The organism is Caballeronia sp. ATUFL_F1_KS39, assembly GCF_023630985.1.
GTDB lineage: Bacteria > Pseudomonadota > Gammaproteobacteria > Burkholderiales > Burkholderiaceae > Caballeronia > Caballeronia zhejiangensis.
In genome coordinates this window covers 1-25,897 of the sequence record NZ_JALQDZ010000010.1, presented here as the reverse complement: position 1 = coordinate 25,897, position 25,897 = coordinate 1, and the positions used below count along the sequence as shown (strand labels likewise).

The window sequence follows — 25,897 nt, the reverse complement described above, 5'->3', positions numbered from 1 at the left end:
GCTACCGCTTCGAGCGAACGGGAGAGATCAGCTTCCGGACGCCAGATTCAATATACAAGTAACCAAAGAAAGCAGCTCGTCACGGCCCGCGGTCACACGCACGTTGGGTAGTACTCTCGTCCTAGGTGGCACTCGCCTAAAGAGTGCCCTCAAACACCTAATCGGGCTTGGATCGCGCGCGGTCTGACGAGCTAGTTTTCCAAGGACACTGGTTCAGCACGAAACTGCTTCGGCACAGCGCTACGCGCTGCCGCCGGGTCTGCAAGGGAAACCGACGGGCTGCCAGTGCAGTGAGACGGAGACATTAGTAGAGAAGCACATGCATCCCCGATTGACCGGTCGGCCGCGAAGCGGGCTGGAGCCATATGGTGCTGAACCAGTTTGGTGTGTGGTGCGATGTGACAGACCGTGCGCGAGCCAAGCCCGATTAGGTGTCTGAGGGCACTCTTTAGGCAGCCCACGATGGACGAGAGGACTACCCAAATTGCGTGTGACCGCGGGCGTATCGGAAGCTGCTTTCTTTGGTTGCTTTCTTTGCACAGGACCAGAGTAAGCGCTAAAGCGCTAACTCTGGTCGACGGCAAAGAAAGTGACTGCCGCCCCGCACAGGGGCAGTGCCAATAGACCGACACGAAAACGGGATTCCACAGAAGCCCGAGCCAACCAACCCGGACAAAGCAAACCATGACCAAAAAAATCGTAGCCTACAAGGCGTTGCCAAGCGACGTAGAAGCCTATCTCCGCGCCCACGCGGAAGTGGTGAACATCGATCCGAAAAACCACGCCGCATTCGTGCAAGCGCTAACAACCGCCGACGGCGCCATCGGTGCGAGCATAAAGATCTCCCCCGACATGATCGAAGGCGCCCACCGCCTGAAAGCACTGTCGACGATCTCCGTAGGCTTCGACCAGTTCGACGTGCAAGACCTCACCCGCCGCGGCATCGTGCTTACGCACACGCCGGACGTGCTCACCGAATCCACCGCCGACACGGTCTTCGCGCTGATCCTCGCAAGCGCGCGCCGCGTCGTCGAACTCGCCGAATGGGTCAAGCAAGGCAACTGGAAGGCAAGCATCGGTGAAGCGTGTTTCGGCGTCGACGTGCAAGGCAAGACACTGGGCATCGTCGGCCTGGGACGCATCGGCGGGGCCGTCGCACGGCGCGCGGCGCTCGGCTTTCGCATGAACGTGCTCTACACGAATCGCAGCGCGAACGAGCAGGCCGAAAAGGAATACGGCGCAAAGCGTGTTGAGCTCGACGAACTGCTCGCGCAATCCGATTTCGTCTGCCTGCAAGTGCCGCTCACGCCGGAAACGCGCGGTCTCATCGGGGCGAACGAATTGCAGAAAATGAAACGGAGCGCGATTCTGATCAACGCCTCGCGCGGACCGACCGTCGATGAAAACGCGCTCATCGATGCGCTAAAAAACGGCACGATCCGCGGTGCAGGCCTCGACGTGTTCGAGCAGGAACCGCTTCCCGCCGACTCGCCGCTGCTCGCGATGAAAAACGTCGTCGCACTGCCGCATATCGGCTCGGCCACGCACGAAACGCGTCACGCGATGGCGCGAAACGCCGCGGAAAATCTCATCGGCGCACTGAACGGCACGCTCACGCAGAACATCGTCAATCCCGACGTGCTCGCGCGCTGAAACCGTGGGTCGCCCGGTCATGCGCTAACATGCGCGATGCGAGGAGAACGATAATGACGGCATCGCGACTCGCTTCACGGCGAAGCGCGCGCCCACGACCACTATGTCCGACGACCCCACATTGACGAACCGCCCGCCTGCATTCGGCGCGCGCCGCGCGACCATCACCGATGTCGCCCGCGAAGCAGGCACCGGCAAGACCAGCATCTCGCGCTATCTGAACGGCGAGCTCGGCGTGCTGTCGCCCGATCTGCGCGAGCGCATCGAGGCGGCCATCGCCAAGCTCGACTATCGGCCGAATCAGATGGCGCGCGGCCTGAAGCGCGGCCGCAATCGTCTGATCGGCATGCTGCTCGCCGACCTCACGAACCCGTATTCCGTCGAAGTGCTGCAAGGCGTCGAAGCAGCGTGCCACGCGCTCGGCTATATGCCGCTCATCTGTCACGCAGCCAACGAGATCGACATGGAGCGGCGCTATCTGCAATTGCTGACGACGTATCGCGTCGAAGGCGTCATCGTCAACGCGCTCGGCGTGAAGGAAGAACTGCTGCAAGGCTTTGCGCGCGGCGGCATTCCGGTCGTGCTCGTCGATCGCTCGGTCGAAGGTTTCATCACCGACATGGTCGGGCTCGACAATCCCGCCGCCGTGCAGATCGCGACGCGTCATCTCGTCGACGAAGGTTTCGACGAGCTGCTGTTCGTCGTGCAGCCGGTCACGCATGTCAGCTCGCGGCGTCTGCGCGAAGCCGCGTTTCGCGAAACCGTCGCGGCGCTCCATGCAAGCGGCTCGACGTTCGTGATCGATCTCGCCGATGCGGCGCCCGCGCTCACGGAACTCGACACGCGCGTCACGGCGGCGAAAGCCGCGGGCAAGCGCGTCGCGCTCTTCGCGGCGAACGGGCCGGTCGCGCTGCGCGTCGCGGTGCATCTGAAGGAACGCCACGGCGCGGACTGGCAGGCGAGCGTCGCGCTGATGTCAATCGACGATTCCGAATGGGCGCAGCTCGCCGGCATGACGGCGGTCCGCCAGCCGACGTACGATATCGGCCGGCGCGCGGTCGAATTTCTGCATGAGCGTCTCGGCGGCGCCGCGATGCCCGCGCGCGAATGTCTGCTGCCGGGCGAACTCGTCGTGCGCGCATCGACGACACGCGCGAATCACAACGACGAGCAACAAGCTTCACAAGGAATCTGAATGATCAGTGTTACGACGTTGCTGAGCCTCGCGCTCGCGACGCTCATCATCGCGGCCATGCCCATCGTGCTGTACAGGAAGCTGCGGCCGCGCTTCGCGATCGTGCCGCGCTACGCGATTCTCGGCATCGCCGTGTTCGCGCTCTTCGCGATGGTCATCGAACGCGCGCTGCACGGCTTCATGCTGAGCAATCCCGTCACGTCGGCGTGGCTCGTCAATCCGGCCGTGTTCATCGTTTATGGCGCGCTCGCGGCGGGGCTGTGCGAGGAAGTCGGACGCTTTCTCGCGATGAAATGGCTCATCTCGCGCGAGCCTGACGCGCTCGACCGGCACGGTCCGGCGCTCGGCTACGGCATCGGGCACGGCGGGGCGGAGGCGTGGATCGTCGGCGTGCTCGTGCAGGTGCAATGGATCGTCTATGCGGTGCTCGCGAATCGCGGCACGCTCGACGCGCATTTCGCGACCGCGCCGCTCGAAGCGATCGCGCGCATTCATCTCGTGCTGATGAGTCTGTCGCCGGTGTCGGCGGGCATCTTCCTCGTTGAGCGTGCGAGTGCGTTCGTGCTGCAACTCGGCTTTTCCGCGCTGATGTGGCAAATGCTGCGCGAGCGTTCGCGTCACGCGCTCCCAGTCCTCGTTGCCGCGCATGCGCTCGTCGGCTTGCCAGCCGCGCTTTTTCAGGCGCGGCTCGTGCCGCTTATCGCCGCCGATGCGGTGTATCTCGTGCTCGGCGCGATCGTCGCGGTGGCGCTCGTGCGCTACTACCGGCGAGCCGCGGCGCGCGGCGGTTGAGCGCATCCGCGCCTGCCTGAATCAAATATCGACATCGAATGGACGACTATCAATACGACTGCCCGAGCGCGGATATCGACATGCTCGCGCATGTGATCTGCGATCTCTTTCCCGAGCAGACGCAGTTCGCCGAACGCAAGGACGATGAAGGCCGCACATCGCTCGTGATTCATTACGTGGCGATGCGCTTCGGTTCGAGCGCGCGGCGCATCACGATCGACGTGCGTTTCGATCCGGCCGCGCTCGCGCGTTATCGCGCATTGCCGCCACGCATGCACGCGCGCAGTTACGCGGTGCTGCGTGCCTATGTGGAAGCGACGCTCGGATCGCTCGAAGAGATGTACGCGGACGGCCAGACCGTGCCGCGCGACGTGGACATCGAGATGGGCGAGGACTTCGCGTGAGCGCGCTCAGGCTTCGCGATAGACCTTCGCGAAGCGCGCTGCCTTCACGACGCCGAAATCGCCCGGCGCGTATTGCATGACCCAGTCGCCGGCAGCGCCGGTGAGGATGTCGCCTGCCGCGGATCGCGCGATCGAGAAGGGTTCGTGCATCTGCTTCGCGAGCACGACGTTCGGACGGTTGCGATAGATGCCCGCCTCGCCGTGCGCGATGCCGCCTTCCGGCACGTACTTCGGATCGAAGCGTTCGCGCGACACGACCCAGCGCTCGCCGCTGGAAGCGGTGACGATCGCATCGCCGCTTGCATAGCGGTTCGGCCCTTCGAGGCTTATGAGTTCGCCCGCGGCAGCCGCGAATTCGACGGTGACGGCTTCGTCCTTCACGACGCGGCGTGCGGCGGGATCGGTGGCGAGATCGAGTTGCGAAAGATGGAGCATGGTGCGATCGGCGAAGATGGTGAGGGAGCGGATCGTAACGGCATTCGCGTCATTTTGCACTCGGCGGACGCAAAAAAGCCCGCATCATGCGATGCGGGCTTTCCGACCCGGCGCTCGTTCAGGGCTTCGTCGTCGATGCCGCATCCGCGCCCGCCGCGCGCGAACGATGATGCGCGCCGCCGCGGCGCGCCTTGCCGTGCTCCGAGCGGAAGCTCGTATCGGCGAGTTTCTTCTGCTCGGGCGAAAGGCTCGCGTAAAGCGGCTCGAAAGCTTCGACGAGCCGCTTCGTGCCGTCCGCGTTGGCTTGCGTGATCTGCTCGTATTGCTTCATGTCGTCGAGCGCGGACATCGTGTCGCGCTGCGCGATGCGCTGGCGGTACAGATCGGCCATGGTGCGGCCGTTGTCGCGCATTACATCGGCGAACTTCGACCACTGCGCTTCCTGCTGCGGCGTGATCTTGAGGCTCGAATGCAGTTCCGCGATACGCTCCTCGACGCGCGCCTCGCGCTTGCTGGCGGCCGGTGCGGACGCAGCGTCCTGCGCGGCGGGCGCCGATGCGGCCGTGGGCGCCGAACTCTGCGCGAAAACCGGGCTCAGTGCGCAGAAAGCGGCCAATGCAACGAGTGTTCTTTTCATTCAAAGTACCTTCGATCGATATAGGAAGCGGCGTGCTTCGTAAGCTGCATGCAAAGCAGCGAAGATCACGCCATCGGCGGATATTAGTATCACGATTGCATGCGGATTCGCCCGCATTGCCACAACTGCTTACATTCGAAACGTCTCTGGAAAAAACGCAGTGGATACCTTGTTGAGCATGCGGGTCTTTGTCGCGATCGTCGAGGCGGGCAGTCTGAGCGCCGCGGCCGAGCGCTTTTCGATCTCGGCGCCGATGGCGGGCAAGCACTTGCAGGCGCTGGAGGCGCGGCTCGATGCGCGTCTCATCGTCCGCACGACGCGTCGTCAGAGCCTGACCGAGATCGGCCGTGAATATTACGAACGCTGCCGCCGCATTCTCGCGGAAGTCGATTCTGCCGACACCCTCGCCGAATCGATGAGCGCGACGCCGCGCGGCGTATTGCGCGTCACCGTGCCGCTGACTTACGGCGTGCAGTTCGTCACGCCCGCCGTGACCGAGTTTCTCGCGGCGTTCGCGCAGATCAGCGTCGAGCTCGATCTGACCAACCGCATGGTCGATATCGTCGAGGAAGGATTCGACGCCGCCGTGCGTATCGGCACGCTCGCCGATTCGAGCTTCGTCGCGCGGCCGCTCAAGCCGTATGCGATGACGGTATGCGCGTCGCCTTCCTATCTTGCGCGCGCGGGCACGCCCGCGACCCCCGCCGATCTCGCGAGCCACGAGTGCCTCGGCTTCTTGCATCTCGGCCGCGAGGCGAGCTGGCGGCTCGAAGGCGAGGACGAGGCGATGCATGCGCGCCGCACGCAGTCCGCGCGCTTTCGCACGAATAACGGGCAGGCGCTCAGGAAGGCCGCGCTCGCCGGCTTCGGCCTCGTGCTTCAACCGCATGCGCTCGTCGAAGACGAACTGAAGAGCGGCGCGCTCGTCGCGGTGCTCCAGGACTTTCTGCCGAAGCCTTCGCCCGTTCATCTCGTCTATCCGCGCGATACGCGCGCGACGCCCAAGCTCGCGAGTTTCGTCGATTTCATGGTGACGAAGCTCGGTGTCTGACCGGCGTTCGTATCGCAGCGTCTCGGCGATAATGCAAACACAAAATGCCGGATGCCAGACGGCATTCAAAACGCATAACCCAAAACACAAAACGCCAAGGACGACGCCCACATGAGACCGCCGCGCCTCGATCAGCTCGACGACATCGATCGCAATCTCGTCGCGCTTCTGCAGATGAACGCGCGCGAGAGCGTCGCGAATCTCGCGCGGCAACTGGGCGTTGCGCGCACGACGGTGATCGCCCGCATGGCGCGGCTCGAAAAGAACAACGTGATCGCGGGCTACGGCGTGCGGCTCGGCCAGGATGTGCTCGATGCAAGCATTCAGGCGTACGTCGGCATCAAGCTCACGCCGAAATACGGCCGCGATCTGCAGAAGCGCTTCGCACGCATGCCGGAGATTCAGTTGCTCTGCGCGGTGAGCGGCGAATTCGATTACGTCGCATGGCTGCGCGCCGATTCGCCGGACCGCCTGAACGACCTGCTGGACGAGATCGGCGTGCTGGAAGGCGTCGAACGGACGACGACGTCGATCATCCTCGCGCGCAAGATCGATCGCGCCGGTTGAGACTCGACGATACAAATGGGATCGACCGATCGTCGAAACGACGAAAACCGTCGTCGAAGCGCATCATTTTGCGTCTAGGATCAATATTCGCGCGCTCCTAAACTGTGTGAACAGGTGTATCGGCTAACTCGCACATACAGGAGACGAATATGAAAGTGGCCCTCGTCGGCGCCGGACTGATCGGTCAAAGCATTGCGCATTTGCTGCGTGAAACGGGGGATTTCGACGTCGTCGCCTTCGATCGCGACGAACACGCGCTCGCGCTCATCGATGCGCAAGGCATCCCGACGCGCCGCGTCGATTCCGCCGATACGCCCGCGCTTCGTCAGGCGCTGATCGGTTTCGACGCGCTCATCAATGCGCTGCCGTATTACCTCGCGATCAACGTCGCATCGGCGGCGAAAGCGGCGGGCGTGCATTACTTCGACCTCACCGAAGACGTGCGCGCGACGCACGCGATCCGCGCGATCGCCGACGACTCCGAGCTCGCGTTCATGCCGCAATGCGGTCTCGCGCCGGGCTTCATCGGCATCGTCGCGCACGATCTGGCGAAGCGTCTCGACGACGTGCGCGAAGTAAAGATGCGCGTCGGCGCGCTGCCCGAGTTTCCGACCAATGCGCTGAAGTACAACCTTACATGGAGCATCGACGGGCTCATCAACGAGTATTGCCAGCCGTGCGAGGCGATCCGCGAAGGCCGCACGCAATGGGTGCAGCCGCTCGAAGGCGTCGAGCATTTTTCGCTCGATGGCATCGAGTACGAGGCGTTCAATACATCGGGCGGGCTCGGCACGCTCTGCGAAACGCTTGCCGGCAAGGTCGAGACGCTCGACTACAAATCGGTGCGCTATCCGGGGCATCGCGATCTGATGAAGTTCCTGCTCGACGATCTGCGTATGTCCACCGATCGCGACGGTCTCAAAACGATGCTCAAGCGCGCGGTGCCTTCGACGGCACAGGACGTCGTATTGATCTTCGTCACGGTGACGGGCATGCGGCGCGGGCAACTCGTGCAGGACGTGTTCACGCGCAAGATCTTCGCGAAGGATGTGTGCGGCGTGCCGATGAGCGCGATCCAGATCACGACCGCCGGCGCGATCTGCGCGGAACTGGATCTCTTCCGCGAAGGCGTGCTGCCGCAGAGCGGCTTCGTGCGTCAGGAGCAGGTGCCGCTCGACGCGTTCCTCAACAACCGCTTCGGCAAGCTGTACGAAGGCGCCAACGCGGTCGCGACGGCACGCCAGCTCGCGGCGGCTTAAGCGACGAGGCGCGCGACCAGTTCGCCGCCGGCTTCACCGGATGGCGTCGTGTTGTCGAACATCACGAGCGTCCGCGCGAGCGCTTCATCGGGGACGAAGAGGCGCTTGCGATATTCCTCCCAATGCGCGAGCTTGTACGCATCGTTCGGATCGCCGCGCGCGACGATCCGTTCGCGCGCCACATCTTCATCGACATGCACCCAGACGACGCTTATGGCGACATCGTCATCGATGCCGAGCCACGCGCGATCGAAAAGGCGTCCATTGCGCACCTCGCGCGTCAGCGGCGCGACGATCACGACGCTCACGCCGAGCGCGAGATTTTCGGCGGCGGTATCGATGAGACAGCGATACTCCGGATCGCGAAAATGTTCTATGAAAAGCGGGCTGTCGCGATCGTGCGGATCGCCGGTGAGCGCGCCGATCGCCGCGGCGCTGTATGCACCGTAGAGCGTGTCCTTGTCGAGCAGGCAGAAGGGCTCGCCAGTCGCATGCATGAGCGGCGCGAAGAGTTGCTTCGCGAGCGTCGTCTTGCCGGTGCCGGCATGACCGCAGAAGAAAATCAGATGCTTCACGCCGGGTCGGTCCTGGATGATAGTTGCATCGCTAAATATCGGTTCGCGCGCGCTGATATCGCTTCATGAGCGGCGTCGCGGTGATGCCGTGCACGATGACAGACGCAGCGATCGTCGCGATGACGAGCGGCACGAGCGGCGCGGCCACGTCATGCGGCGCTTGCTCGAGTGCAAAGAGCAAATAATAGAACGAGCCGACGCCGCGTATGCCGAACCAGCTCATGAGACGTCTTTGCGCGCCCGTCGCCTGCGAGCCGATGAGCGACGCCTCGACCGCCGCCGGCCGCAGCACAAGAAAGAGCGCGACGATGAGCGCGCAGGTCTGCCACGAGAGCAGTTCGCGCCACATCGTCGCGAGCACGGCGCCGACCATCAGCATGATCGCCACTTCGGCGATGCGCTCCAGTTCGATCGTGAAGCCGTGCACGCGCTCGGCCATGAAGGCGTGCGCGCGTTCGGGATCGGCTGCGGCGGCGCCGACGTCGTCCGCATCGATCTTGCCGACCGCCTGGCGCGGGGACTTGTCGCCGCTTTCTTTTTGCTCGACGCGGCGCATGGAGAGACCGGCTGCGAAGACCGCGAGAAACGCGTACGTGTGCAGCAATTCGGCGACGCCGTACGACAGCGCGATGAGGCCGAGCGCAAAGAAACCTTCCGGTCCGAGCGCCTGCCCGTGGCGCGTGCGCAGATACGCGACAAGCCGCACCGACAGCGCGCCGAGCAGCCAGCCGCTCACGAGCGCGCCCGCGATGCCCCATATCGCCTGCAATGCGAAGTTCCAGTGCAACGCTTCGCTTGGCGACGCCTCGAAGCGGCACACCGCGATGCCGAGCAGCGCGAAGGGCAGCGCGATGCCATCGTTGAGTCCGCCTTCGCCCGTCAGCGAAAAGCGCAGCAGGTCGACGTCGCCGGGCGTCTCGACCTGAACGTCATGCGCGAGCACGGGATCGGTCGGCGCGAGCATCGCGGCGAGCAGCAGCGACGGCCCCCAACTGAGACCGAGCACATAGACGCCGAACAGCGTGAGCGCGGCGACGGTGAGGATCATGGCGACGAAGCCCAGGCGTACCGGGAGAAGCCAGATGCGATCGGTGGGCGGCACGCGCAGCCGCAGGCCGATCGCGAATAGCGACACGAGCATCGCCACTTCGGTGATGCGCCGGAGGACCGTTGCATCGGTCGCGAGGTCGAGTGTCAGCAGATTGGCGAGCGCGGGACCCATCGCGAAGCCGATCGCCAGGTAGCACATCGCGGTGCTGACCGGCAGGTGCTTGAACGTCGAACTGGCGAGGCCCATGAAAATGAGCACGCCGCCGACGACGAGAAACCACATCGTCTCGATCATGAATGCCTTCGGACTTCATATGCTGATGGTTGAGCGGACCGCGCCGCGATGCGCGGGACGTTCTGTTCGGACGCAGCACGCGCCGTGCCCGTATCCGAATCACGCGCTTCGGGCAGCGCGCGTGCCTGTTCGCCGACTTGCGCGTAAGATGCATTCGGTTCCCGCATGGGCATTCTTCATCCGCTTCATTCGCACGGTCTTTTGCGTTACGAATGCAAAAAACCAGGGGAGAACGAGCATGTCACAGCACTTCGACGCAGTCGTGATCGGTACGGGGCAGGGCGGTTCGCCGCTTGCCGTGCGGCTCGCGGAAAGCGGCAAGCGCACGGCCATCATCGAGCGGCATCTTTTTGGCGGCACCTGCGTGAACGTCGGTTGCACGCCGACCAAGACTTATGTCGCGAGCGCGCGGGCCGCGCATGTCGCGCGCACGGCGGCGCAGTACGGCGTGATGATAGGCGGCGACATCGGCATCGACATGGCGCGTGTGAAGGCGCGCAAGGACGAGGTGATCGGCGGCTCCCGCACGGGCATCGAGAAATGGCTGCGCGGCACGCACAATCTCACGGTCTTCAAGGGACACGGGCGCTTTACAGGGCCGCGAGCGCTGTCCATCGAGGCGGCCGACGGTTCCACGCAGGAGATCGACGCCGATCTCATCATCATCAACACGGGAACGCGCGCGGTGGTGCCGAAGGTCGATGGGCTCGAACGCGTCCCGTATCTGACCAACTCGACGATTCTCGAACTGACCGAAGTGCCGGAGCATCTGGTGATTGTCGGGGCGAGTTATATCGCGCTCGAATTCGGGCAGATGTTCCGGCGCTTCGGCAGCCGCGTGACCTTGCTCGTGCGCGGCGAACGGATCCTTACACGCGAGGACGAGGACGTCGCCCGCGCGATGCAGGACGTGTTCGTGCGTGAGGGCATCGACTTTCGCTTCGGCGCGGAAATGTCGCGCGTGGAGCCGATGGCAGGTGGCGTGCGTATCGTCAGTGGCGATGATGAGGTCATCGATGCATCGCATCTGCTGTTCGCGACGGGCCGCACGCCGAACACCGACGATCTCGGTCTGGAACATGCGGGTATTGCGGTGAACCGGCACGGCATGATCGATGTCGACGGCCAGTTGCGCACCAAAGTCGATGGCGTGTATGCGCTCGGCGATGTGAACGGGCGCGGCGCGTTCACGCATACGTCGTGGAACGATTACGAGATCATCGCTTCGAATCTGCTCGACGGCGAATCGCGCAGCGTCGATACGCGCATCATGGCTTATGCGGTTTTCGTCGATCCGCCGTTCGCGCGTGTGGGGATGAGCGAGGAAGACGTGCGCAGGGACGGACGCGAGGCGCTTATCGCGACGATGCCGATGTCGCGGGTGGGGCGCGCTCGGGAGCGCGGTGAGACCGATGGCTTCATGAAGGCGCTCGTGGATGCGCGGACGAAGCGGTTCTTAGGGGCGGCGATTTATGGCATCGAAGGGGATGAGGCCATTCATGCCTTCATCGACATCATGAATGCGGATGCGCCCTATACGACGTTGCAGCGGGCGATGCATATTCATCCGACGGTGAGTGAGTTGATTCCTACTTTGCTTGAGGGGTTGACGCCTTTTGAGTGAGTTTTTCTTTGTTTTCGCCGGATCCCGTGTTCTTAGTGGTCTAGTGGCGTTGCCCCTGTGCGGGGCAACGCTAATAAACCGACACGAACGCAGGATTTCACCGAAGCATGAGCAAGAGACAATAGAAACGAAGCCCTCAAACCTTCACCGACGGCTCAGCCTCATCCTCCTTCACCGCATTCGCGATACGCGTCTCAGGCATAGCAAGCCACACCATCAACACCGCAAGCGCCCCGGCCCCGGCGAGCCCAAAAAAGCTCATCGCAGTGCCGAAGCGATCCGCGGCAAAACCGGCCGCCGCCGTCGAAAGCGTCGCCCCGACGCCCGCAGCCAGCCCAAAAAACCCGATCGTCAGGTTGTAATGCCCGCGCCCACCAGCGACATCCGCCGCAATCAGCGGAAGCATCACACCGAACACGGCTGCGCTGATGCCATCGAGCATCTGCACCGGCACGAGCAGATACGGGCTGCTCACGCCCGCGAACAGAATCGCGCGTATAGGCAACGCGCAGAACCCGAGAATCAGCACCGGCCGGCGTCCCCACTTCTGCGCCTGCCGTCCGACCCACGGCGACAACGCCGCGACGATGAACTGCGGCACGATGATGCACGCCGCAATCACGAGTTGAACGTTGTCGCCCATGTGCGCCGTGACTTCGCCCGCGGCGAGATTCAGCATCGCCGCGTTCGACAGGTGAAAGAGCACCACGCACGCCGCGAAAATCAAAAGACGCCTGTCCTTCAGCAACTCGCGCAACGATTCGCGTTCCTCGCCTTCAGGCGTGAGCTTGGGTTTGCCCGGCGGTGCGCGCGGCACGACGGGCGGCGCATCGTAGTGAATCATGCGCAGCGCGACGATCGCCGGCAACGCGAGCGCGGCCGTCAGGAAGAACACCGAGCGCAGCGACAGATACTCGCCGAACGCGCCCATCAACGCCGCTGTCAGCGCACTGCCGATCGACGCCCAGCGCGCATTGCGGCCGAGCCGGTCGCCGAGATCGGCGCGTGAGACGAGGGCGAGCGAGATCGCCGCCATCGCCGGGACGAGCATGCAGCTCGCGAAACCGTGCAGCACTTCGGCCGCAAAAACCGGCACGAACGTCGGGCTCGCAGCGAGCAACAGCGCACTCACGATGATCGCGATGATCGCCGAGAGAGCAGCGAACTTCTTGTTGCGCATCGCATCGACGAGCGCGCCTGCCGGCAACTGGCTCGCCATCGCGCTGATCGTGCCGACGGAAAGCATCAGGCCGATCTCGCCCTGCGTCCACTTGTTGGCCGCAAGATACGAAGCAATGAAAGGGCCGAAGCCGGTCTGCACGTTGGCGACGAAGAAGTTCAGCCAGTCGAGCGCGCGCAGACTGCGTGCAATTACCATGTTGTGATTCTGTTATCGATGTCGTTATCCGCTATCTCGTCAGGCGCGCGCCGGAAGCGGGCGCTTGCGCCGGCGTCGCGCCTGAAGCCGTCGCGCTCGCCGCGCCAGTCGATGCCGATGCCGCGCTCGCAGCCGTCGCCGGCGCGGGCACCACAGGCGACACGATCTTGATCGGCTGCTCGGGCGAGTAGGTGGGCGCGGCCTTCAGTTGCGCGTCGTTGAAATCCATCTGCAGCAGCCACTGCTTGTTGCGCGAAAACACATGCAGGTCGCCCCAGTTGGCCGCGACATGCCGCTTGTCGCCCGCGAGCGAACTCGATAGATCGAGCACCAGCGCCTGAGGCTGCGCCTGAGCGTCGACGAGCACGTCGACCACGCGTCCGATGCGCGCGCCGCTTCTTTGCGTCACCGTCGAATCGACGAGCTGCATGAAGTTCGCGGGCGCCTCCGCAACGGGCTGCGGCTTCGGCACCGGTTCGGCCGGCTTGCCCTTCGCGGGCGGTGGTGGCGGCACGAAGGTAATCGGCGCGGTCTTCGAATTCGGCGTGAAGCGGAAGGCCGTCCACGGGAAGTTGACCTTGCGGTCGCCGACGCCGAGGAAGCCCGCGAGATTGACCATCAGAAGCTTCGGCTTCGCGGATGCATCGACGTACATGTCCACCGCACGGCCGACGACCTTGCCGTCCGGACGCTGCACTTCGGCGTCGAGCAGGCCGTGCAGCTGATCGTGCTGCATGATGCGCGTCGAGATGATCTGCGGCGGAGGCGGCGGCTCGGGCGGTTCAGGCGGTGGCGTGACGGCCGGCTCCGGCGGCTTCGGCTTGACGATGCGGCGCTTCGGTTTCGGCGCCGGCGCGGGTTTCACGGCAGACGCGGGCTCCGGCGCCTGCACGGCGGGCAAAGGTTCTTCGGGCTCGGCAGAGCCGGCTTCTTCCGGCGCCGGAATATAAGAGTGTTCGACGATCGGCGCGGGCACCTGTTGCTGCATCAGCCCGCATGCGGAGAGCGCGAAGGCGGCGATGACCGGAAGGCTCGCGGTGACGCGCAGCGCGCGCAACGTTCTCGCGATGGCGACGATGAACGCGGCCACGCACGGCGACAGACGTGCGGCTGCATTGAAGACGCGGCCCGCCCGGCATGCGCGCCCAAGCGCGTCAAGGTCTGTCGGCGACGCATCACCCCGATGCGAGATACCGCCTGTCATCGCAAAAGCTCCATGGTTCCGAGTCACCTGCTTGTCTGGTTCGTTGTTGGATCGGTGCTTGTCAGATCGATTCGACGCGCGCGAGGCGTCGTTCGTTCGCGGATTGAATCATGCATGCAAAGTGCATTGTGCCAATCGACGCTTCACGCTTCGGATGGCCGCGCATGGCCGTTCGATGCGTTCGCGAGCCGTGCCGCGGTGTCGGGCGCGCCCATCTTCTCGGCGGCATCGCGTGCGCTGAAGCCGCCGGCATCGCGCGCATCCGGGTTCGCGCCGCGCGCGATCAACAAGTCGACGATCTCGACGCGATTGAACATCGCCGCGATCATGAGCGCGGTGCGCCCGTCGGGCGATGCGCCTTCCACATCCGCGCCATGTTCGAGCAGCGTTTCGATTACCTCGCGAAAGCCCTTGAACGCGGCGCCCGCAATCGGCGTCTGGCCATTGTCGTTGCGCAGGTTGGCATCGGCGTTGTGCTGAAGCAGGACGCGCACGGCGTCGGCGTGACCGTGATAGCTCGCGAGCATCACGAGGCTGTCGCCCTTGTCGTTGCGCAGATTCGGCGGCAGGCCCTTGGTCAGGAGCGCGTCGAGCATCGCGGCGTCGCCGCGGCGAGCGACATCGAAGACCTCGCTCGCGAACGCGATCATGTCGTCATCGGGGCCATCGCTGGATTGCTTCGTCGGGGGCTCTTTCGGATCGTGCTGCATGGTTCACTCCAATTCGATCGCGCCGCGTGCGCGGGCCAGAGTTTGTCGGGATGCATCGGCGCGCTCGATGTCATGCTGCGCCGGCGGTTTGCACGCGTTCGGAATGCATTCAATCTGGCATTCAGAATGCACGGCGCATGCATGCAAAATGCGAAAGCGGACGCGGGATCAACCGGGAGCATACACAGGTTTGCTTGCAATCCGCGCTTTCCGCGCGCTTCGGGACAGCACGAATCGCGCCATGCCGGTCAGCATTGGCGGCTCGCCGTTATGTCGCTTGACGCGTCTTCGTGCGTCCCATTAGGCTCGTCGCGAATCGACCGTTAAGCGCCCGCACGCGCTCTCGCAATGAATCCGACACCATCCGCCTCCGGCGATACGCCGCCTCCCGACATTGCCGTGCGCCGCCGCGCGCCCGCCGCCGAACGTAATCGCGATGCGATTCTATCGGTCCTCAAGCGCGTCCTGCCGCAAAGCGGCGTCGTGCTGGAGATCGCAAGCGGCACCGGTCAGCACGCCGTGCACTGCGCGGCTGCACTGCCGGGCCTCGTCTGGCAGCCTAGCGATGCCGATGTCGAAGCACGCGAATCCATCGCCGCATGGCGCGCTCACTCGGGGCTCGCCAACCTGAATGCGCCGCTCGCGCTCGATGTGTGCAACGACGACTGGGGCATCGCGAACGTGGCGGCCATCGTGTGCATCAACATGATCCACATCGCGCCGTGGGAAGCGGCCGAGGCGCTCTTTCGCGGCGCGGGCGCGCGTCTCGATGCGGGGGGCGTACTGTACCTGTACGGGCCGTATCGGCACAATGGAGTGCATACCGCCCCGAGCAACGAAGCGTTCGATCAGCAACTGCGCGCACGCGATCCGCGCTGGGGCGTGCGTGACATGGAAGCAGTCGAGGCGCTTGGCGAGAAGGCCGGCCTCGCGTTCGTCGAGACGGTCGCGATGCCGGCCAATAACTTCAGCGTGGTATTCAAAAAACCCGCGTAACGACGTCCGCGTTCACGCTTCGCCCGGACGCGCTGCGAACATGCCGCGCCAGGACACGGTCGCCATCAGCGAGGCCGCGACGATCATCCCGCCGCCGATCCAGCCCGCCATCGACACACGTTCGCCGAGCCACGCGCTCGCGAAGAGCGCGCCGAACGCGGGCTCGCTGCCCATCAGGAGCGAGACGCGCGTCGGGCTGCTGCGGCCGATCGCGTAGTTCTGCGCGAAGAAGGCGAAAAGGGTGCACGCGCACACGAGATACAGCACCGATCCCCAGAACATGCCGTGACCGGCGAGAGCAGGCAGCGACTGCCATTGCGATGGCGCGAAAACCAACGCGATGACCGCGCTGCCCGATGCGACCACGCCCGCCTGCACCGCCGTCACCGTGAGCGCGGGCAGGGGAGCCGCGCGCAACACGCGCTTCGTCACGCAAACGGACAGCGCGCGCAGCACGGCGGCGGCGAGGATCAGTCCATCGCCGGCATTGAAGTCGAAGGACAGCGCGCCGTCGCTCGCGAGCAGCCACGCGCCCGCGAACGACACGCCGACCGCCAGCCACTCGGCCGCGCCGGGGCGTCGCCTGAGCAGCGCCCATTCGACGAGCGGCGTCAGCACGACGCACAAGCTGATCAGAAACGCGGCGTTCGCGGCGCGCGTATGGAGCACGCCGAATGTCTCCGCTAGAAAAATCGAAAGCAGCAGCAAGCCGAGAACGAGCACGCCGCGAAGGGCCGCCGCGCTCGCGTGCCGCAGATGCCGCAGGTTGACGGCGAGCAGACAGAACGTGATGCCGAAGCGCAGCGCGAGCAGCCCCAGCACCGGATAGAACGCGAGCGCGCTCTTGACGATGCCGTAGCTGCTGCCCCACACCATCGCGACGGCGAAGAGCAGGAGATCGGAAAGAGGAAGCAGGCGTCGGACGGTCATGGAGCGGCTCCGTGGGAAAGTAGCCGTCATTGTCGAATGATGCGTTCAGCGCGATAATCGGCTTCAGTCGCACAGCTTTCTTGTCACGAATGCACAAATGAATCCCGCCGATCTTTTCGACCTGATGCCGGACATGGCCGTATTCGCGCGCGTCGTCGATGCGGGCAACTTCTCGGTCGCGGCGCGGCAACTGGGCAGCACGCCGTCGACGGTCAGCCGCCAGATCAAGCGTCTTGAAGAGGCGCTCGCCACGCGGCTGCTCGAGCGCTCGACGCGCAAGATCCGCGTTACCGAGTCGGGGCTTCAGGTGTATCGGCATTGCCGCGACATGGCCGCGGCGGCGTCCGGCGCGGTCGATGCGGCGGGGCAGGTGTCGGGCAAGCCGCAGGGCCGCGTCGCGCTGTCGGCGCCGACGGCTTACGCGAAGTCCGTGATTCATCCGCTCGTGCCGGCGTTTCTCGCGGCGTATCCGGATGTCGATCTTCAGCTCGTCTTCAGCGATCACGATATCGATCCGCTCGACAGCGACGTCGATCTCGTCATCCGCGCGACGAGCCATCCGCCGCAAGGGCTCGCCGCGCGCCCGCTCGGACGCGTGCGCTGGCTGCTGTGCGCGTCGGCGGGCTATCTGCGAGAGCGTGGCGCGCCGGCGCATCCGCGCGAGCTGGCGCTGCACGATTGCATCCATCTGGGCGAAACCGCCGACGACAACCGCTGGCGCTTCAGCAACAACGGCGAAACGGTGACAGTCGCGGTGCGCGGGCGCTATATCGCGAATCACGCGGGCGCGCGGCTGGACGCGGCCGAAGACGGGCTCGGCATCGCGGCGCTGCCGGAATTCGCCGCCCGCGATGCGCTCGCGTCGGGCAGCGTGCAGGCCGTGCTCGCGGACTGGGACATGCAGGCGCGGGCGTATCAGGGACCGGTGTGGCTGCTTTATCCGCCGAATCGCTTTCTGCCGCCGAAGGTGCGCGCGTTGATCGATCATCTGCACGCGCATCTCGGGCAGCAAGCGTGAGCGCGAGAATCCGGCGCGCGCCGAAATGAGCGACGCCGTGTAGACTGCGAATGGTCGTTCATTGCGCCGCGCGGCTCGCGGCGTTCAAACCGATCTCCCTTCACCGGAGGCGTCGTACATGCACGCAGCGTTGCCGCAAGGCGAGCAGGAAGCCGGATCAACCGATACACCCGCCAAGCCGCCGCGGGATCTGCGCCGCGTCGACATTCATCCCGATCACTGGTATCCGCTCGCGTGGTCGCGCGAGGTGAAAGCGGGGCGCGCGCACGGCGTGCGTTTCGCGGGCGATCCGATCGTGCTCGTACGCACCGCCTCGGGCAAGGTCTTCGCGCTGGAAGACCGCTGCGCGCATCGGCAGGTGCCGTTGTCGGCGGGTGTCGTCGACGGGGAATCGATCCGTTGCTGCTATCACGGCTGGACCTACGACTGCACCGGCCGCTGCACCGACATCCCTTATCTCGGACGCGAACGCCTGCCCAACGGCGTGCGCGCGTATCCGTGCCGCGAGGCGGGCGGGCTGGTTTTCGTGTTCACGGGCGACCCGGCGCTCGCCGATGCCACCAAGTTTCCCGATCTCGGCTCCGCCACCGATCGCGCATACAAGACGCGCCGCTTCGGCCGCGCGGTGAAGTGCCACTACTCGTTCATGCACGAAAATCTGATGGACATGAACCATCAGTTCCTGCATCGGCGGCAGATGGGCAGCATGCGCGCGCGCTCGCTCGGCAGACGGCGCGGCGAGGACTGGATCGAAGTCGATTACACGTTCGCGCGCGAAGCGGGCAAGCAGCCGATCGGCGAAGCGCTCGTCTTCGGGCAAAAGCGCGGCTCGAAGCCCGACGACGGCCAGAAGGACGTGATGACGATCCGCACCGAGTACCCGTATCAGACGCTCAAGATCCGCACCAAGGACGACACGATGGTGATGGACCTGTGGATCGCCTACGTGCCGCTCGACGCCGAGCAGCGCACGAACCGCACGTTCGGCCTGTTGTCGATTCGCCGCCCGAAAATCCCCGGCCTGCTCGATGCCGCGTGGCCCTTGCTCGTGTGGTTCACCGAGCGCATCTTCAAGGAGGATCGCTGGATCGTCGAGCGCGAGCAGGAGGCGCACGACCGGCAGGGCGCGGACCACAATCACGAGGTGTTCCCGGTCATCGTCGAGCTGCGCGCGCTTTTGATGGAGCGCGGCGTGCCTCACGGCGCAGGCAGGGGCCCGCGGGACGCCCGGCGCGTGCACGTCATCCAGCCGGTGCAGGAACTGCCCGCATCCTGAGGCGTGCGGCGCTGTGCCTCGCTCGCACCCGATTGCACGCTTCGCGCCGCGGCGCTATACAGAGAGCAGAGAGCGGAAACCACACACGGAGGACCATCATCATGAACAGCGACCCGACCAAGCCGCGCGACGACGCATCGGGTATCGGCGAGGCGCATCCGGACGTCGAGCATTTCGATGCGGCCATCTCGCACGTCGACGAGTCCTACGCCGCGGGCAAGATGGCGGCGGGCGCGGCGAAGGGCATTCTGTACAGCATCATCGAGACGCTCGGCACGCTCGTCGGCGATCCCGATCTGCCCTCGCATGCGCGTTCGGGCTACGAAGGCCTGCTTGAAACGGCGCGCGAACTGCGCTCGAAGATCGAGCGTTAACCGACCCGGTCGGGCGACGCAAGCTTGCAGCGCGTTCGCCCGATGTCAATTTCGCGTCTGCGCATCGTCGGGTAACTGTCAGATCTATTCCGATGCAGCGCCGTCGACCGTCGCCTGCACGACGCACGCGAATTTTCCGCGAGCCTGTTCGGGCTATCGCGTTTCCCGTCCCCAAAGAATGGCAGTTGGCTGGTATCTCCGAAAGCGGACAAGCCTTGTCCCGTCAAGCCGCGTCCTTTCTGACTGCGGTCGAATCCCTCGTTATCTCTAGCCGCCGCGCCGTCGATTCGGCCCCGCTCGGACCGTCATCGCGCCACATTGCTGTCAGCTTTCTGTCAGTTTCGTGACCGTTTGCCCAATATCTGCGAACCAGAAAATACTGGTTAACCAGACAGTGAAAAAAAACGACACAAAACCGCGTCTTTCTTTCGGATTCGGACTGTAAGCCATACACTTGCCAGCGATAAAAGTTACGAGTTGAAACATAAGAAGTCGCCACGGCGGCACCGGTTCCAAGACTCGCATGCAAGTAAATTGCCCACCGCTTGAGGAGAAAAAATGAAGGGTTTCACGATGACCAAGGCAGCAATCGTCGCAGCCACGGCGTTCGCCGCCGCGGCACCGGCGTTCGCGCAAAGCAGCGTCACGCTGTACGGTATCGTCGACGATTCGATCGTCTATCAGAGCAGCCAGACCAATCTCGCAAAGACGAATCCGGGCCGCTCGAACATCAAGACCGGATCGGGCATTTGGGCCGGTAGCCGCTTCGGCTTGAAGGGCGCCGAAGATCTGGGCGGCGGCAACAAGGCCATCTTCCAGTTGGAATCGGGCTTCGACATCAACAGCGGACAAGCGCAGTTCACCAACGCGCTGTTCGGCCGCCAGGCATGGGTCGGTCTGACGAACCCGGCATACGGTACGTTGACTGCGGGTCGCCAGTACACCTCGTACTACACGCTGCTCTCGCCGTACAGCCCGACGAACTGGCTGACCGGCTACTTCGGCGCGCACCCGGGCGATCTGGACGGTTTGGACACGATCTACCGCGCAAACAACTCGATCGTCTACACGTCGCCGAAGTTCTACGGCCTGACGGTGAGCGGCTCGTACTCCTTCGCTGGCGTGCCTGACAGCGTGTACCAAGGCTCGACCTGGACGGCTGCGCTGCAATATCAGCAAGGCCCGATCGGCGGCACGGTGGCGTTCTCGCGCATCAACAACGCGGCGGAAGGCGGCGGCATCTACAGCAGCAGCTCGACGACGATCAACAGCACGGCAGCGACCGATGGTTCGGGTCAGCCGGGCGTGTCGGCGGTGACGGCTGGCTACCAGCGCGCACAAGCGCAGCAGCGCTTCGCGGTTGCAGGCGGCTACCAGTTCAACAGCGCGTGGGACATCTCCGTCACGTACACGAACGTTCAGTACATTCCGGGCGTGAACTCGCGCTTCACCGACGAAGCCGTGTTCAACACGGCCGGCACGGTGCTGCACTGGAAGGCGACGTCGGCATGGGATTTCGCAGCGGGCTACAGCTACACGTGGGCCAGCAAGGCGAACGGCATCAACGACGCAGCGTCGTACCACCAGTTCAACCTCTCGCAGTACTACTCGCTGTCGAAGCGCACGGGCCTGTACGCACTGGAAGCATTCCAGCGCGCGAACGGCAACACGCTGGCTGTTCCGTCGAACACGTCGACGAACCGTCAGACGGCCGCCAACGCGACAATCGGCGATGGCTTCCAAAGCGCGCCGTCGGCATCGCGCAGCATGTTCGCAGCGGGCGTGGGTATCATCCACCGCTTCTAAGCGATGCTTCGCGGCGTGATCCATTAGGCATTACGCATGTGGCATGCAAAAAACCGGACGCCTCGGCGTCCGGTTTTTTTTGTCCGCACGCGGCGCATTTCCTCGTGTCAGATGAACATCCCGCCCGATACCTCGACGCGCTGCGCCGTCATCCAGCGATTGCCGTCCGAGAGCATCGCCACGATCGCGCCGCCGATATCGTCCGGCACACCCGCGCGCCCGAGCGCCGTGTTGTCCGCGACGAACCGGTTGGTGTCGTGATCGTCGCGCACGACGCCGCCCCCGAAATCCGTCTCGATCGCGCCCGGCGCAATGGTGTTCACCGTGATGCCGTGCGGCCCGAGTTCCTTCGCGAGATAGCGCGTGAGCACCTCGATCCCGCCTTTCATCACGGCATAGGCCGCGAATCCCGGCAACGCGAAACGCGTGAGTCCGCTCGACACATTGAGAATCGCGCCTTCCTCATGCAGATAGGGCAGGAGCGTCTGCGTCAGAAAGAACGGTCCCTTCAGCTGGATATTGACGAGTTCGTCGAACTGCGCGGGCGTCGTCTCCGCGAAGAGCGCATGAATGCCGATGCCCGCGTTGTTCACGAGAAAGTCGAAGTTCTCGCGCTCGAACGTATCTTCGAGCGTCTTGCACAGCGCGTCGCCGAAAGCGGCAAAGGTGTCGCAATGCGCGACGTCGAGCGGCAGCATGGCCGCCTTGCCGCCGGATTTCGCGACCTCATCGACGAGCGAGCGCGCCGCGTCCGCGTTGCGGTTGTAGGTGCCGATCACGCCGGCGCCTGCCTGCGCGAGCTTCAATGCGGCGTTGCGTCCGAGTCCGCGGCTCGCGCCGGTGATGACCGCGATCTTGCCGCTCATGGTTCCATTCACGGTGACAGCTCCTTCGATTGCGTGGCCGATGGTTCATCGTAGGACGGCGCGACGTGCGCAGAAAGGCGCGTCGATGCTGCGATGCACAGATGGCGGGCGCGGCCTTTGCTGCACCGTCTCGATCAATGTGCAAACCGGAGAACGCACCATGGCCGATCGTGAAAGCAGGGAAATCCCTTCGGAGCCGCCCGCAAGTCTCGAACGCCCGTTCAGACTCTTTGCGGTGGAGCAGCGCGTGCTCGCGCAGAACGTCGACGGCAAGGTAATCGACATCGGCGGAATGGATTCGAAGAACGGCCAGTTCTGCGCCTGCATGGATTCGGGCGATATCGCCACGGAGCCGAAGCGCAGCGCCGAACTTGCGTTGAAGGCGCTCGTCGGCAAGCTGACGTTCGATTATCTCGACGGGCTGTTCACGAGCGAACGCGAAGCGGAGGTGAGCGGCCGTCTGCAGGATTATCCGAGTGTGGAGTTCGAGCTCGACGAGACCTTGCCGCGCGACATGACCGACCGCACGCCGCCGCATCTTTTCTAATGATCACATGCGCGCGAATGAAAGCGACTTATTGATACGGGTTGCTAAATAATTCCGAGACCATGCCGTCCAGCGTTTGTACGACAAAAGCGCCGCGCCGCGCAGCATTTCCCTCGATGTGCGATGCTAGTCGAGCGGCGACGCCCGGGGCTTGCCGCGCTCAATCGCGGGGTGAATCATGAAAAGAACGCCTTTCGCCACGGTCATCGTCCTTGCGGCGGCGACGCTCGCCGCACCAGCTTTCGCACGCGACGACGGTCCGCGCTTCGCGCAGGACCGGCTCGATGCGCTCGTCGCGCAACACGAGGAAGCGAGCCGGCACATCGCTCAGCCATCCGCACAGGCTAAGCACGCGCAGTCGAACACGCAGCGGCACGGCGCTTCGTGATCTGACGTTGCTCGGGGTCTGACGAAGGCGTCGGGTCGCCACGTCGTTGATGAGACGGCGCGCAACGCGCCGGATGGGATCGTTCGTGTCCAAAGGTATGAAATTTGCGGACGCCGCCCGGGTGTTCCGCGGCTGCGTGCCGACGATCCTCCTCATCACCCTCATATAAAGCCATGACAAGGAAAGCCGTATCGATCGCAATTCTCTCCGTCGCCTTTCTCGCAGCGGGATGCGCTGGCATCGGCCCGGGTCGCCTGAAGGCCGATCAGGTCGATTACGCCCGGGCGCTCGGCGATGCGAAGAAGCGTGAAATTCTTGCCGCGATTGTCGGCTTGCGCTTCGCCGATGCGCCGTCGTTTCTCACGGTGAGCAGCATCATCGCCGCGTACACGTTCGATACGACGGGCGGCGTCGTGCTCAACGCCGGCTCCGGCGCGCAGCCGAACTACGCGCAGGCAACGGGCAGCGTCTCCTACTCGAATCATCCGACTTTCACGTTCACGCCGACCACGGGCGACGCCTACGCCAGCGCTTATATCCGGCCGCTTTCGCCGACACTCGTCTTGCCGCTCGCCGAAAGCGGCATTCCGATCGATCTGCTGTTGCGCATCACCGCGCAGTCGATCAGTGGCTTGCAGAACGGCACGGCGTTGGGCGGGCCGAACGCATCTGGATCGCCCGAGTTCTTCCTGCTTCTGCAGGCGCTTCGCAGGCTGCAGCTAGCGGGCGAATTGAACATCGAGACGCGCAACGCGGATGACGACAAGAGCGGCAAGCCCGACAAGGCCGCGAAGGGCAACAGCGCCGACAAGGGCGGCGTATTCATCACGCTCGGCGCGACGCGCAGCGGTTCGAACAAGGCTGTCGTCGACGATCTCACGCTCGTCAGAAAACTGCTGCACCTCTCGCCGAAGATGAAGACTTACGAAATCGTCTATGGGCAGTCGTCGGACCACAACCGCATCCCGATGGTCACGCGCTCGGTGCTCGGCATCCTCACCGATCTCGGCGCGCAGATCGCCGTTCCTGACGAGCAGGTGGGCAGCGGCGCGACCAAGCCGGGCATCGGGTTGATCGGCGGAGAAACGCGGCCGACGATCATCGTGAAAGTTGGCGAGAAGGCGCCGCAGGATGCGTACGTGAGCGTGCTCTACGACAAGGCCAACTACTGGATCGATCGCAGCGACTTCGATTCGAAATACGCGTTCACGGTCGTGCAGAATCTGATGGCGCTTGCGGAAGTCACGGACACGGCGAAGTCGCCGGTCGTGACTATTCCGGCGAACTGACATCGAGCGTCTGAACCGGCAAGGTCGGTAGCGATAATGCAAAGTGCAAAACGCCATCATGCATGATGTATTCCGCACGCAAAATGCATAGGGCGACATCGATACGATGTCGCCCTATGCATTGCTGCTTATGCGATGCGTCTGTCGACGCTATCTGAACTTACTGGCCGAAGTATGTACCGAGCGCCCGCGGCTGAACGCCGGTGATGCGGCCTGATTGCGACGAACCATTGGCGACCGAACCGTAGGCGCGCGATTGGGGTGTCACTTGCGCAAGCTGCTCCGAGCTCACGCGGGCTTGCGCTGCCTGGATGTTCGACGGATAAGACGGGTCGCTGATGTTCGGGTTGTAGCCTGCCTTTTCGAGTTGAACCAGTTCGGCGCGTACCTGAGCGCGGCTCAGCGGCGCATCCGATTGCTGCGCGAACGACAGAGCGGGAACGGCGAGGGCAGCGGCGACGGCGACTGCGGAAATGAACGTCTTCATGATGACTACCTCCGATTCGGATTTCTGATCGTGCTGCCCGTTTCGTCTTAAGCAGCTTGTGAACGGAGTGTAAAGACGCGCTTGCCGAAGATCATTCTCGTTTCCGTTGAATGATCTTTGTCGATATCGGAATAATTGCGCGAGTCTCCATTGCATTGCGCGAAACTGACCGCGCGATGACGGTGACGGCTGGCTTGGTCGACGGTCTTTTCGCTCCACTGCATCGTTGGCGCCACCACGCGCCGATCGATCCTTACCGATTCCGTAAAGACGCTTCTTCGTCACGACGAATGATTGCTTGCAGTTGTGCACTTACACCCTGCGTCGTCCATTCGGCATGGCTCGAACCGCGAGTCGGCCGATTTATCGAAAACGGGGAGAGCCGGATCATGAAATCGTGGGTCAACGCAGTCGTCGCAGTCCTGGTGATGTCCGCACCGCTCGCATCGTTCGCCCAGTTCAGCGCGGCAGTGGGCCGTGCAGAACTTAGTGGTGAACTCGTTCAACTTCAGAAGGCAGGTTATTTGCCGGTCGCGGAAGACGCGTCGTACCCGGCGAAACTGCAGGCGGCCGAAATGCGCGTCGGCGATATGCGTGCGGCGCAGGCGCGGGCAGAAGGATACGGATCTTCGACAGGTGCGGCGGCGCAATCGGGCCGTGCGAGCATGCGGGTCGATACGCAAGGCGCGTTCTTCGGGCAGTGAGCGTCAGGAAGCGGCGGTGAGCCCCCGCGACGCGAGCGGTTCTGGTCGATTGCATACAAAACTCGAAATTCGCTTTCGCACGATTTGCGTGAACGTGAAGCGACCTCTGCCACCCAATCACCGGTGGTTTTGCCCAGTCCGGCTTTCGGCTGGGCTTTTTTGCGTGCGGATGACTTCATGGGTCAGACTCGGTTCCGGGTTAACGCGACGCTATCTATATCGACATAGTTGCATGCAAAATTAATCAACCGGACGGTCGGTTAATGGATATACTCGCTCCATCGCATCTCAAAAAGACGGCGGAGCCCCGCATGTACACGCAATCCCTCGACCTCCCCAGCGCGACGTCCGCAGCCGAAAGCCACGAAGCCGCAGCCTCCGCCGCCC

The 25,897-nt window shown here is 63.9% G+C and carries 27 protein-coding genes; 17 read left to right on the top strand and 10 right to left on the bottom strand.

Annotated elements, in window-relative coordinates:
• Positions 1-684: 684 nt before the first annotated feature.
• From NCR93_RS07530 to NCR93_RS07515, 4 genes are all read left to right on the top strand, one after another.
• Complete coding sequence (locus NCR93_RS07530) at positions 685-1,653, top strand: 2-hydroxyacid dehydrogenase (protein ID WP_175983252.1); 969 nt, start codon at positions 685-687, stop codon at positions 1,651-1,653.
• Positions 1,654-1,756: 103 nt separating this feature from the next.
• Complete coding sequence (locus tag NCR93_RS07525; protein ID WP_250532195.1) at positions 1,757-2,848, top strand: LacI family DNA-binding transcriptional regulator; 1,092 nt, start codon at positions 1,757-1,759, stop codon at positions 2,846-2,848.
• Positions 2,849-3,640: a YhfC family intramembrane metalloprotease gene (locus NCR93_RS07520; RefSeq protein WP_175983251.1), complete on the top strand. Its 792-nt coding sequence runs from the start codon at positions 2,849-2,851 to the stop codon at positions 3,638-3,640. It begins immediately after the preceding gene.
• 38 nt (positions 3,641-3,678) lie between these two features.
• Positions 3,679-4,044: a DUF3022 domain-containing protein gene (locus NCR93_RS07515; protein ID WP_175983250.1), complete on the top strand. Its 366-nt coding sequence runs from the start codon at positions 3,679-3,681 to the stop codon at positions 4,042-4,044.
• A gap of 6 nt (positions 4,045-4,050) precedes the next feature.
• Here the strand turns inward: NCR93_RS07515 and NCR93_RS07510 are convergent, their stop codons facing one another.
• On the bottom strand, positions 4,051-4,479 hold the full coding sequence (locus NCR93_RS07510) for a PGDYG domain-containing protein (protein ID WP_175983249.1): 429 nt from the start codon (positions 4,477-4,479) through the stop codon (positions 4,051-4,053).
• 118 nt (positions 4,480-4,597) lie between these two features.
• Complete coding sequence (locus NCR93_RS07505) at positions 4,598-5,116, bottom strand: Spy/CpxP family protein refolding chaperone (RefSeq protein ID WP_034473444.1); 519 nt, start codon at positions 5,114-5,116, stop codon at positions 4,598-4,600.
• A gap of 160 nt (positions 5,117-5,276) precedes the next feature.
• Here NCR93_RS07505 and NCR93_RS07500 point away from each other — a divergent pair, with 160 nt between their 5' ends.
• From NCR93_RS07500 to NCR93_RS07490, 3 genes are all read left to right on the top strand, one after another.
• Positions 5,277-6,167 (top strand): LysR family transcriptional regulator, encoded by an 891-nt coding sequence (locus tag NCR93_RS07500; protein ID WP_034473445.1) that lies wholly within the window; start codon positions 5,277-5,279, stop codon positions 6,165-6,167.
• Positions 6,168-6,278: 111 nt separating this feature from the next.
• Positions 6,279-6,734: an Lrp/AsnC family transcriptional regulator gene (locus tag NCR93_RS07495; RefSeq protein ID WP_008349499.1), complete on the top strand. Its 456-nt coding sequence runs from the start codon at positions 6,279-6,281 to the stop codon at positions 6,732-6,734.
• 149 nt (positions 6,735-6,883) lie between these two features.
• Entirely contained in the window at positions 6,884-7,993 is a 1,110-nt protein-coding gene (locus NCR93_RS07490) for a saccharopine dehydrogenase family protein (protein WP_175983248.1), read from the top strand.
• Here NCR93_RS07490 and NCR93_RS07485 read toward each other — a convergent pair.
• Positions 7,990-8,568 carry a P-loop nucleotide/nucleoside kinase family protein gene (locus NCR93_RS07485; RefSeq protein WP_008349502.1) on the bottom strand — a complete coding sequence of 193 codons (579 nt, stop codon included), beginning with the start codon at positions 8,566-8,568 and terminating at the stop codon, positions 7,990-7,992. The genes NCR93_RS07490 and NCR93_RS07485 overlap by 4 nt on opposite strands.
• A gap of 31 nt (positions 8,569-8,599) precedes the next feature.
• Positions 8,600-9,913, bottom strand: coding sequence for a cation:proton antiporter (locus NCR93_RS07480; RefSeq protein WP_175983247.1), 1,314 nt, complete (start codon positions 9,911-9,913; stop codon positions 8,600-8,602).
• Between the two features lie 238 nt (positions 9,914-10,151).
• On the opposite strand from NCR93_RS07480, the gene NCR93_RS07475 reads away from it, so the two are divergent.
• The gene (locus NCR93_RS07475) at positions 10,152-11,537 is read left to right on the top strand and encodes an FAD-containing oxidoreductase (protein WP_175983246.1); all 1,386 of its coding nucleotides are present in this window, start codon (positions 10,152-10,154) and stop codon (positions 11,535-11,537) included.
• Between the two features lie 136 nt (positions 11,538-11,673).
• Here the strand turns inward: NCR93_RS07475 and NCR93_RS07470 are convergent, their stop codons facing one another.
• From NCR93_RS07470 to NCR93_RS07460, 3 genes are all read right to left on the bottom strand, one after another.
• On the bottom strand, positions 11,674-12,915 hold the full coding sequence (locus NCR93_RS07470; RefSeq protein WP_034473453.1) for an MFS transporter: 1,242 nt from the start codon (positions 12,913-12,915) through the stop codon (positions 11,674-11,676).
• 31 nt (positions 12,916-12,946) lie between these two features.
• A complete protein-coding gene (locus NCR93_RS07465) occupies positions 12,947-14,119 on the bottom strand; it encodes a hypothetical protein (RefSeq protein ID WP_175983245.1) in 1,173 nt (390 codons plus the stop codon).
• Positions 14,120-14,262: 143 nt separating this feature from the next.
• Positions 14,263-14,829: an ankyrin repeat domain-containing protein gene (locus NCR93_RS07460; protein ID WP_008349512.1), complete on the bottom strand. Its 567-nt coding sequence runs from the start codon at positions 14,827-14,829 to the stop codon at positions 14,263-14,265.
• Positions 14,830-15,177: 348 nt separating this feature from the next.
• On the opposite strand from NCR93_RS07460, the gene NCR93_RS07455 reads away from it, so the two are divergent.
• Complete coding sequence (locus NCR93_RS07455) at positions 15,178-15,825, top strand: DUF938 domain-containing protein (RefSeq protein WP_175983244.1); 648 nt, start codon at positions 15,178-15,180, stop codon at positions 15,823-15,825.
• Positions 15,826-15,837: 12 nt separating this feature from the next.
• Here NCR93_RS07455 and NCR93_RS07450 read toward each other — a convergent pair whose 3' ends face one another.
• Positions 15,838-16,755 (bottom strand): DMT family transporter, encoded by a 918-nt coding sequence (locus NCR93_RS07450; protein ID WP_034473456.1) that lies wholly within the window; start codon positions 16,753-16,755, stop codon positions 15,838-15,840.
• 97 nt (positions 16,756-16,852) lie between these two features.
• On the opposite strand from NCR93_RS07450, the gene NCR93_RS07445 reads away from it, so the two are divergent.
• The 4 genes from NCR93_RS07445 to NCR93_RS07430 all read left to right on the top strand — a co-directional run bounded on the left by NCR93_RS07445 (position 16,853) and on the right by NCR93_RS07430 (position 21,229).
• A complete protein-coding gene (locus NCR93_RS07445) occupies positions 16,853-17,773 on the top strand; it encodes a LysR family transcriptional regulator (RefSeq protein ID WP_034473457.1) in 921 nt (306 codons plus the stop codon).
• A gap of 118 nt (positions 17,774-17,891) precedes the next feature.
• Positions 17,892-19,049, top strand: coding sequence for a Rieske 2Fe-2S domain-containing protein (locus tag NCR93_RS07440; RefSeq protein ID WP_175983243.1), 1,158 nt, complete (start codon positions 17,892-17,894; stop codon positions 19,047-19,049).
• 101 nt (positions 19,050-19,150) lie between these two features.
• Complete coding sequence (locus NCR93_RS07435; RefSeq protein ID WP_175983242.1) at positions 19,151-19,423, top strand: hypothetical protein; 273 nt, start codon at positions 19,151-19,153, stop codon at positions 19,421-19,423.
• 558 nt (positions 19,424-19,981) lie between these two features.
• Positions 19,982-21,229, top strand: coding sequence for a porin (locus NCR93_RS07430; RefSeq protein WP_008349526.1), 1,248 nt, complete (start codon positions 19,982-19,984; stop codon positions 21,227-21,229).
• A gap of 107 nt (positions 21,230-21,336) precedes the next feature.
• On the opposite strand, the gene NCR93_RS07425 is transcribed toward NCR93_RS07430, so the two are convergent.
• The gene (locus tag NCR93_RS07425) at positions 21,337-22,095 is read right to left on the bottom strand and encodes an SDR family NAD(P)-dependent oxidoreductase (protein ID WP_008349527.1); all 759 of its coding nucleotides are present in this window, start codon (positions 22,093-22,095) and stop codon (positions 21,337-21,339) included.
• Between the two features lie 160 nt (positions 22,096-22,255).
• On the opposite strand from NCR93_RS07425, the gene NCR93_RS07420 reads away from it, so the two are divergent.
• From NCR93_RS07420 to NCR93_RS07410, 3 genes are all read left to right on the top strand, one after another.
• The gene (locus tag NCR93_RS07420; RefSeq protein ID WP_008349529.1) at positions 22,256-22,642 is read left to right on the top strand and encodes a hypothetical protein; all 387 of its coding nucleotides are present in this window, start codon (positions 22,256-22,258) and stop codon (positions 22,640-22,642) included.
• 178 nt (positions 22,643-22,820) lie between these two features.
• Complete coding sequence (locus tag NCR93_RS07415) at positions 22,821-23,030, top strand: hypothetical protein (protein WP_175983241.1); 210 nt, start codon at positions 22,821-22,823, stop codon at positions 23,028-23,030.
• A 173-nt stretch (positions 23,031-23,203) separates the two neighbouring features.
• Positions 23,204-24,319 (top strand): hypothetical protein, encoded by a 1,116-nt coding sequence (locus NCR93_RS07410; protein WP_008349533.1) that lies wholly within the window; start codon positions 23,204-23,206, stop codon positions 24,317-24,319.
• A gap of 160 nt (positions 24,320-24,479) precedes the next feature.
• On the opposite strand, the gene NCR93_RS07405 is transcribed toward NCR93_RS07410, so the two are convergent.
• Positions 24,480-24,806: a DUF4148 domain-containing protein gene (locus NCR93_RS07405; protein ID WP_175983240.1), complete on the bottom strand. Its 327-nt coding sequence runs from the start codon at positions 24,804-24,806 to the stop codon at positions 24,480-24,482.
• Positions 24,807-24,916: 110 nt separating this feature from the next.
• Here NCR93_RS07405 and NCR93_RS07400 point away from each other — a divergent pair, with 110 nt between their 5' ends.
• A complete protein-coding gene (locus tag NCR93_RS07400; RefSeq protein WP_239295561.1) occupies positions 24,917-25,510 on the top strand; it encodes a DUF4148 domain-containing protein in 594 nt (197 codons plus the stop codon).
• Positions 25,511-25,897: the final 387 nt, after the last annotated feature.

Coding starts and splice junctions, on each gene's coding strand:
- NCR93_RS07515 (WP_175983250.1), top strand. CDS start 3,679: ATGGACGACTATCAATACGACTGCCCGAGCGCGGATATCGACATGCTC.
- NCR93_RS07510 (WP_175983249.1), bottom strand. CDS start 4,479: ATGCTCCATCTTTCGCAACTCGATCTCGCCACCGATCCCGCCGCACGC.
- NCR93_RS07475 (WP_175983246.1), top strand. CDS start 10,152: ATGTCACAGCACTTCGACGCAGTCGTGATCGGTACGGGGCAGGGCGGT.
- NCR93_RS07450 (WP_034473456.1), bottom strand. CDS start 16,755: ATGACCGTCCGACGCCTGCTTCCTCTTTCCGATCTCCTGCTCTTCGCC.
- NCR93_RS07455 (WP_175983244.1), top strand. CDS start 15,178: ATGAATCCGACACCATCCGCCTCCGGCGATACGCCGCCTCCCGACATT.
- NCR93_RS07420 (WP_008349529.1), top strand. CDS start 22,256: ATGGCCGATCGTGAAAGCAGGGAAATCCCTTCGGAGCCGCCCGCAAGT.
- NCR93_RS07530 (WP_175983252.1), top strand. CDS start 685: ATGACCAAAAAAATCGTAGCCTACAAGGCGTTGCCAAGCGACGTAGAA.
- NCR93_RS07505 (WP_034473444.1), bottom strand. CDS start 5,116: ATGAAAAGAACACTCGTTGCATTGGCCGCTTTCTGCGCACTGAGCCCG.
- NCR93_RS07410 (WP_008349533.1), top strand. CDS start 23,204: ATGACAAGGAAAGCCGTATCGATCGCAATTCTCTCCGTCGCCTTTCTC.
- NCR93_RS07445 (WP_034473457.1), top strand. CDS start 16,853: ATGAATCCCGCCGATCTTTTCGACCTGATGCCGGACATGGCCGTATTC.
- NCR93_RS07460 (WP_008349512.1), bottom strand. CDS start 14,829: ATGCAGCACGATCCGAAAGAGCCCCCGACGAAGCAATCCAGCGATGGC.
- NCR93_RS07470 (WP_034473453.1), bottom strand. CDS start 12,915: ATGGTAATTGCACGCAGTCTGCGCGCGCTCGACTGGCTGAACTTCTTC.
- NCR93_RS07525 (WP_250532195.1), top strand. CDS start 1,757: ATGTCCGACGACCCCACATTGACGAACCGCCCGCCTGCATTCGGCGCG.
- NCR93_RS07430 (WP_008349526.1), top strand. CDS start 19,982: ATGAAGGGTTTCACGATGACCAAGGCAGCAATCGTCGCAGCCACGGCG.
- NCR93_RS07415 (WP_175983241.1), top strand. CDS start 22,821: ATGAAAAGAACGCCTTTCGCCACGGTCATCGTCCTTGCGGCGGCGACG.
- NCR93_RS07480 (WP_175983247.1), bottom strand. CDS start 9,913: ATGATCGAGACGATGTGGTTTCTCGTCGTCGGCGGCGTGCTCATTTTC.
- NCR93_RS07440 (WP_175983243.1), top strand. CDS start 17,892: ATGCACGCAGCGTTGCCGCAAGGCGAGCAGGAAGCCGGATCAACCGAT.
- NCR93_RS07495 (WP_008349499.1), top strand. CDS start 6,279: ATGAGACCGCCGCGCCTCGATCAGCTCGACGACATCGATCGCAATCTC.
- NCR93_RS07490 (WP_175983248.1), top strand. CDS start 6,884: ATGAAAGTGGCCCTCGTCGGCGCCGGACTGATCGGTCAAAGCATTGCG.
- NCR93_RS07425 (WP_008349527.1), bottom strand. CDS start 22,095: ATGAGCGGCAAGATCGCGGTCATCACCGGCGCGAGCCGCGGACTCGGA.
- NCR93_RS07405 (WP_175983240.1), bottom strand. CDS start 24,806: ATGAAGACGTTCATTTCCGCAGTCGCCGTCGCCGCTGCCCTCGCCGTT.
- NCR93_RS07465 (WP_175983245.1), bottom strand. CDS start 14,119: ATGACAGGCGGTATCTCGCATCGGGGTGATGCGTCGCCGACAGACCTT.
- NCR93_RS07520 (WP_175983251.1), top strand. CDS start 2,849: ATGATCAGTGTTACGACGTTGCTGAGCCTCGCGCTCGCGACGCTCATC.
- NCR93_RS07435 (WP_175983242.1), top strand. CDS start 19,151: ATGAACAGCGACCCGACCAAGCCGCGCGACGACGCATCGGGTATCGGC.
- NCR93_RS07400 (WP_239295561.1), top strand. CDS start 24,917: ATGATCTTTGTCGATATCGGAATAATTGCGCGAGTCTCCATTGCATTG.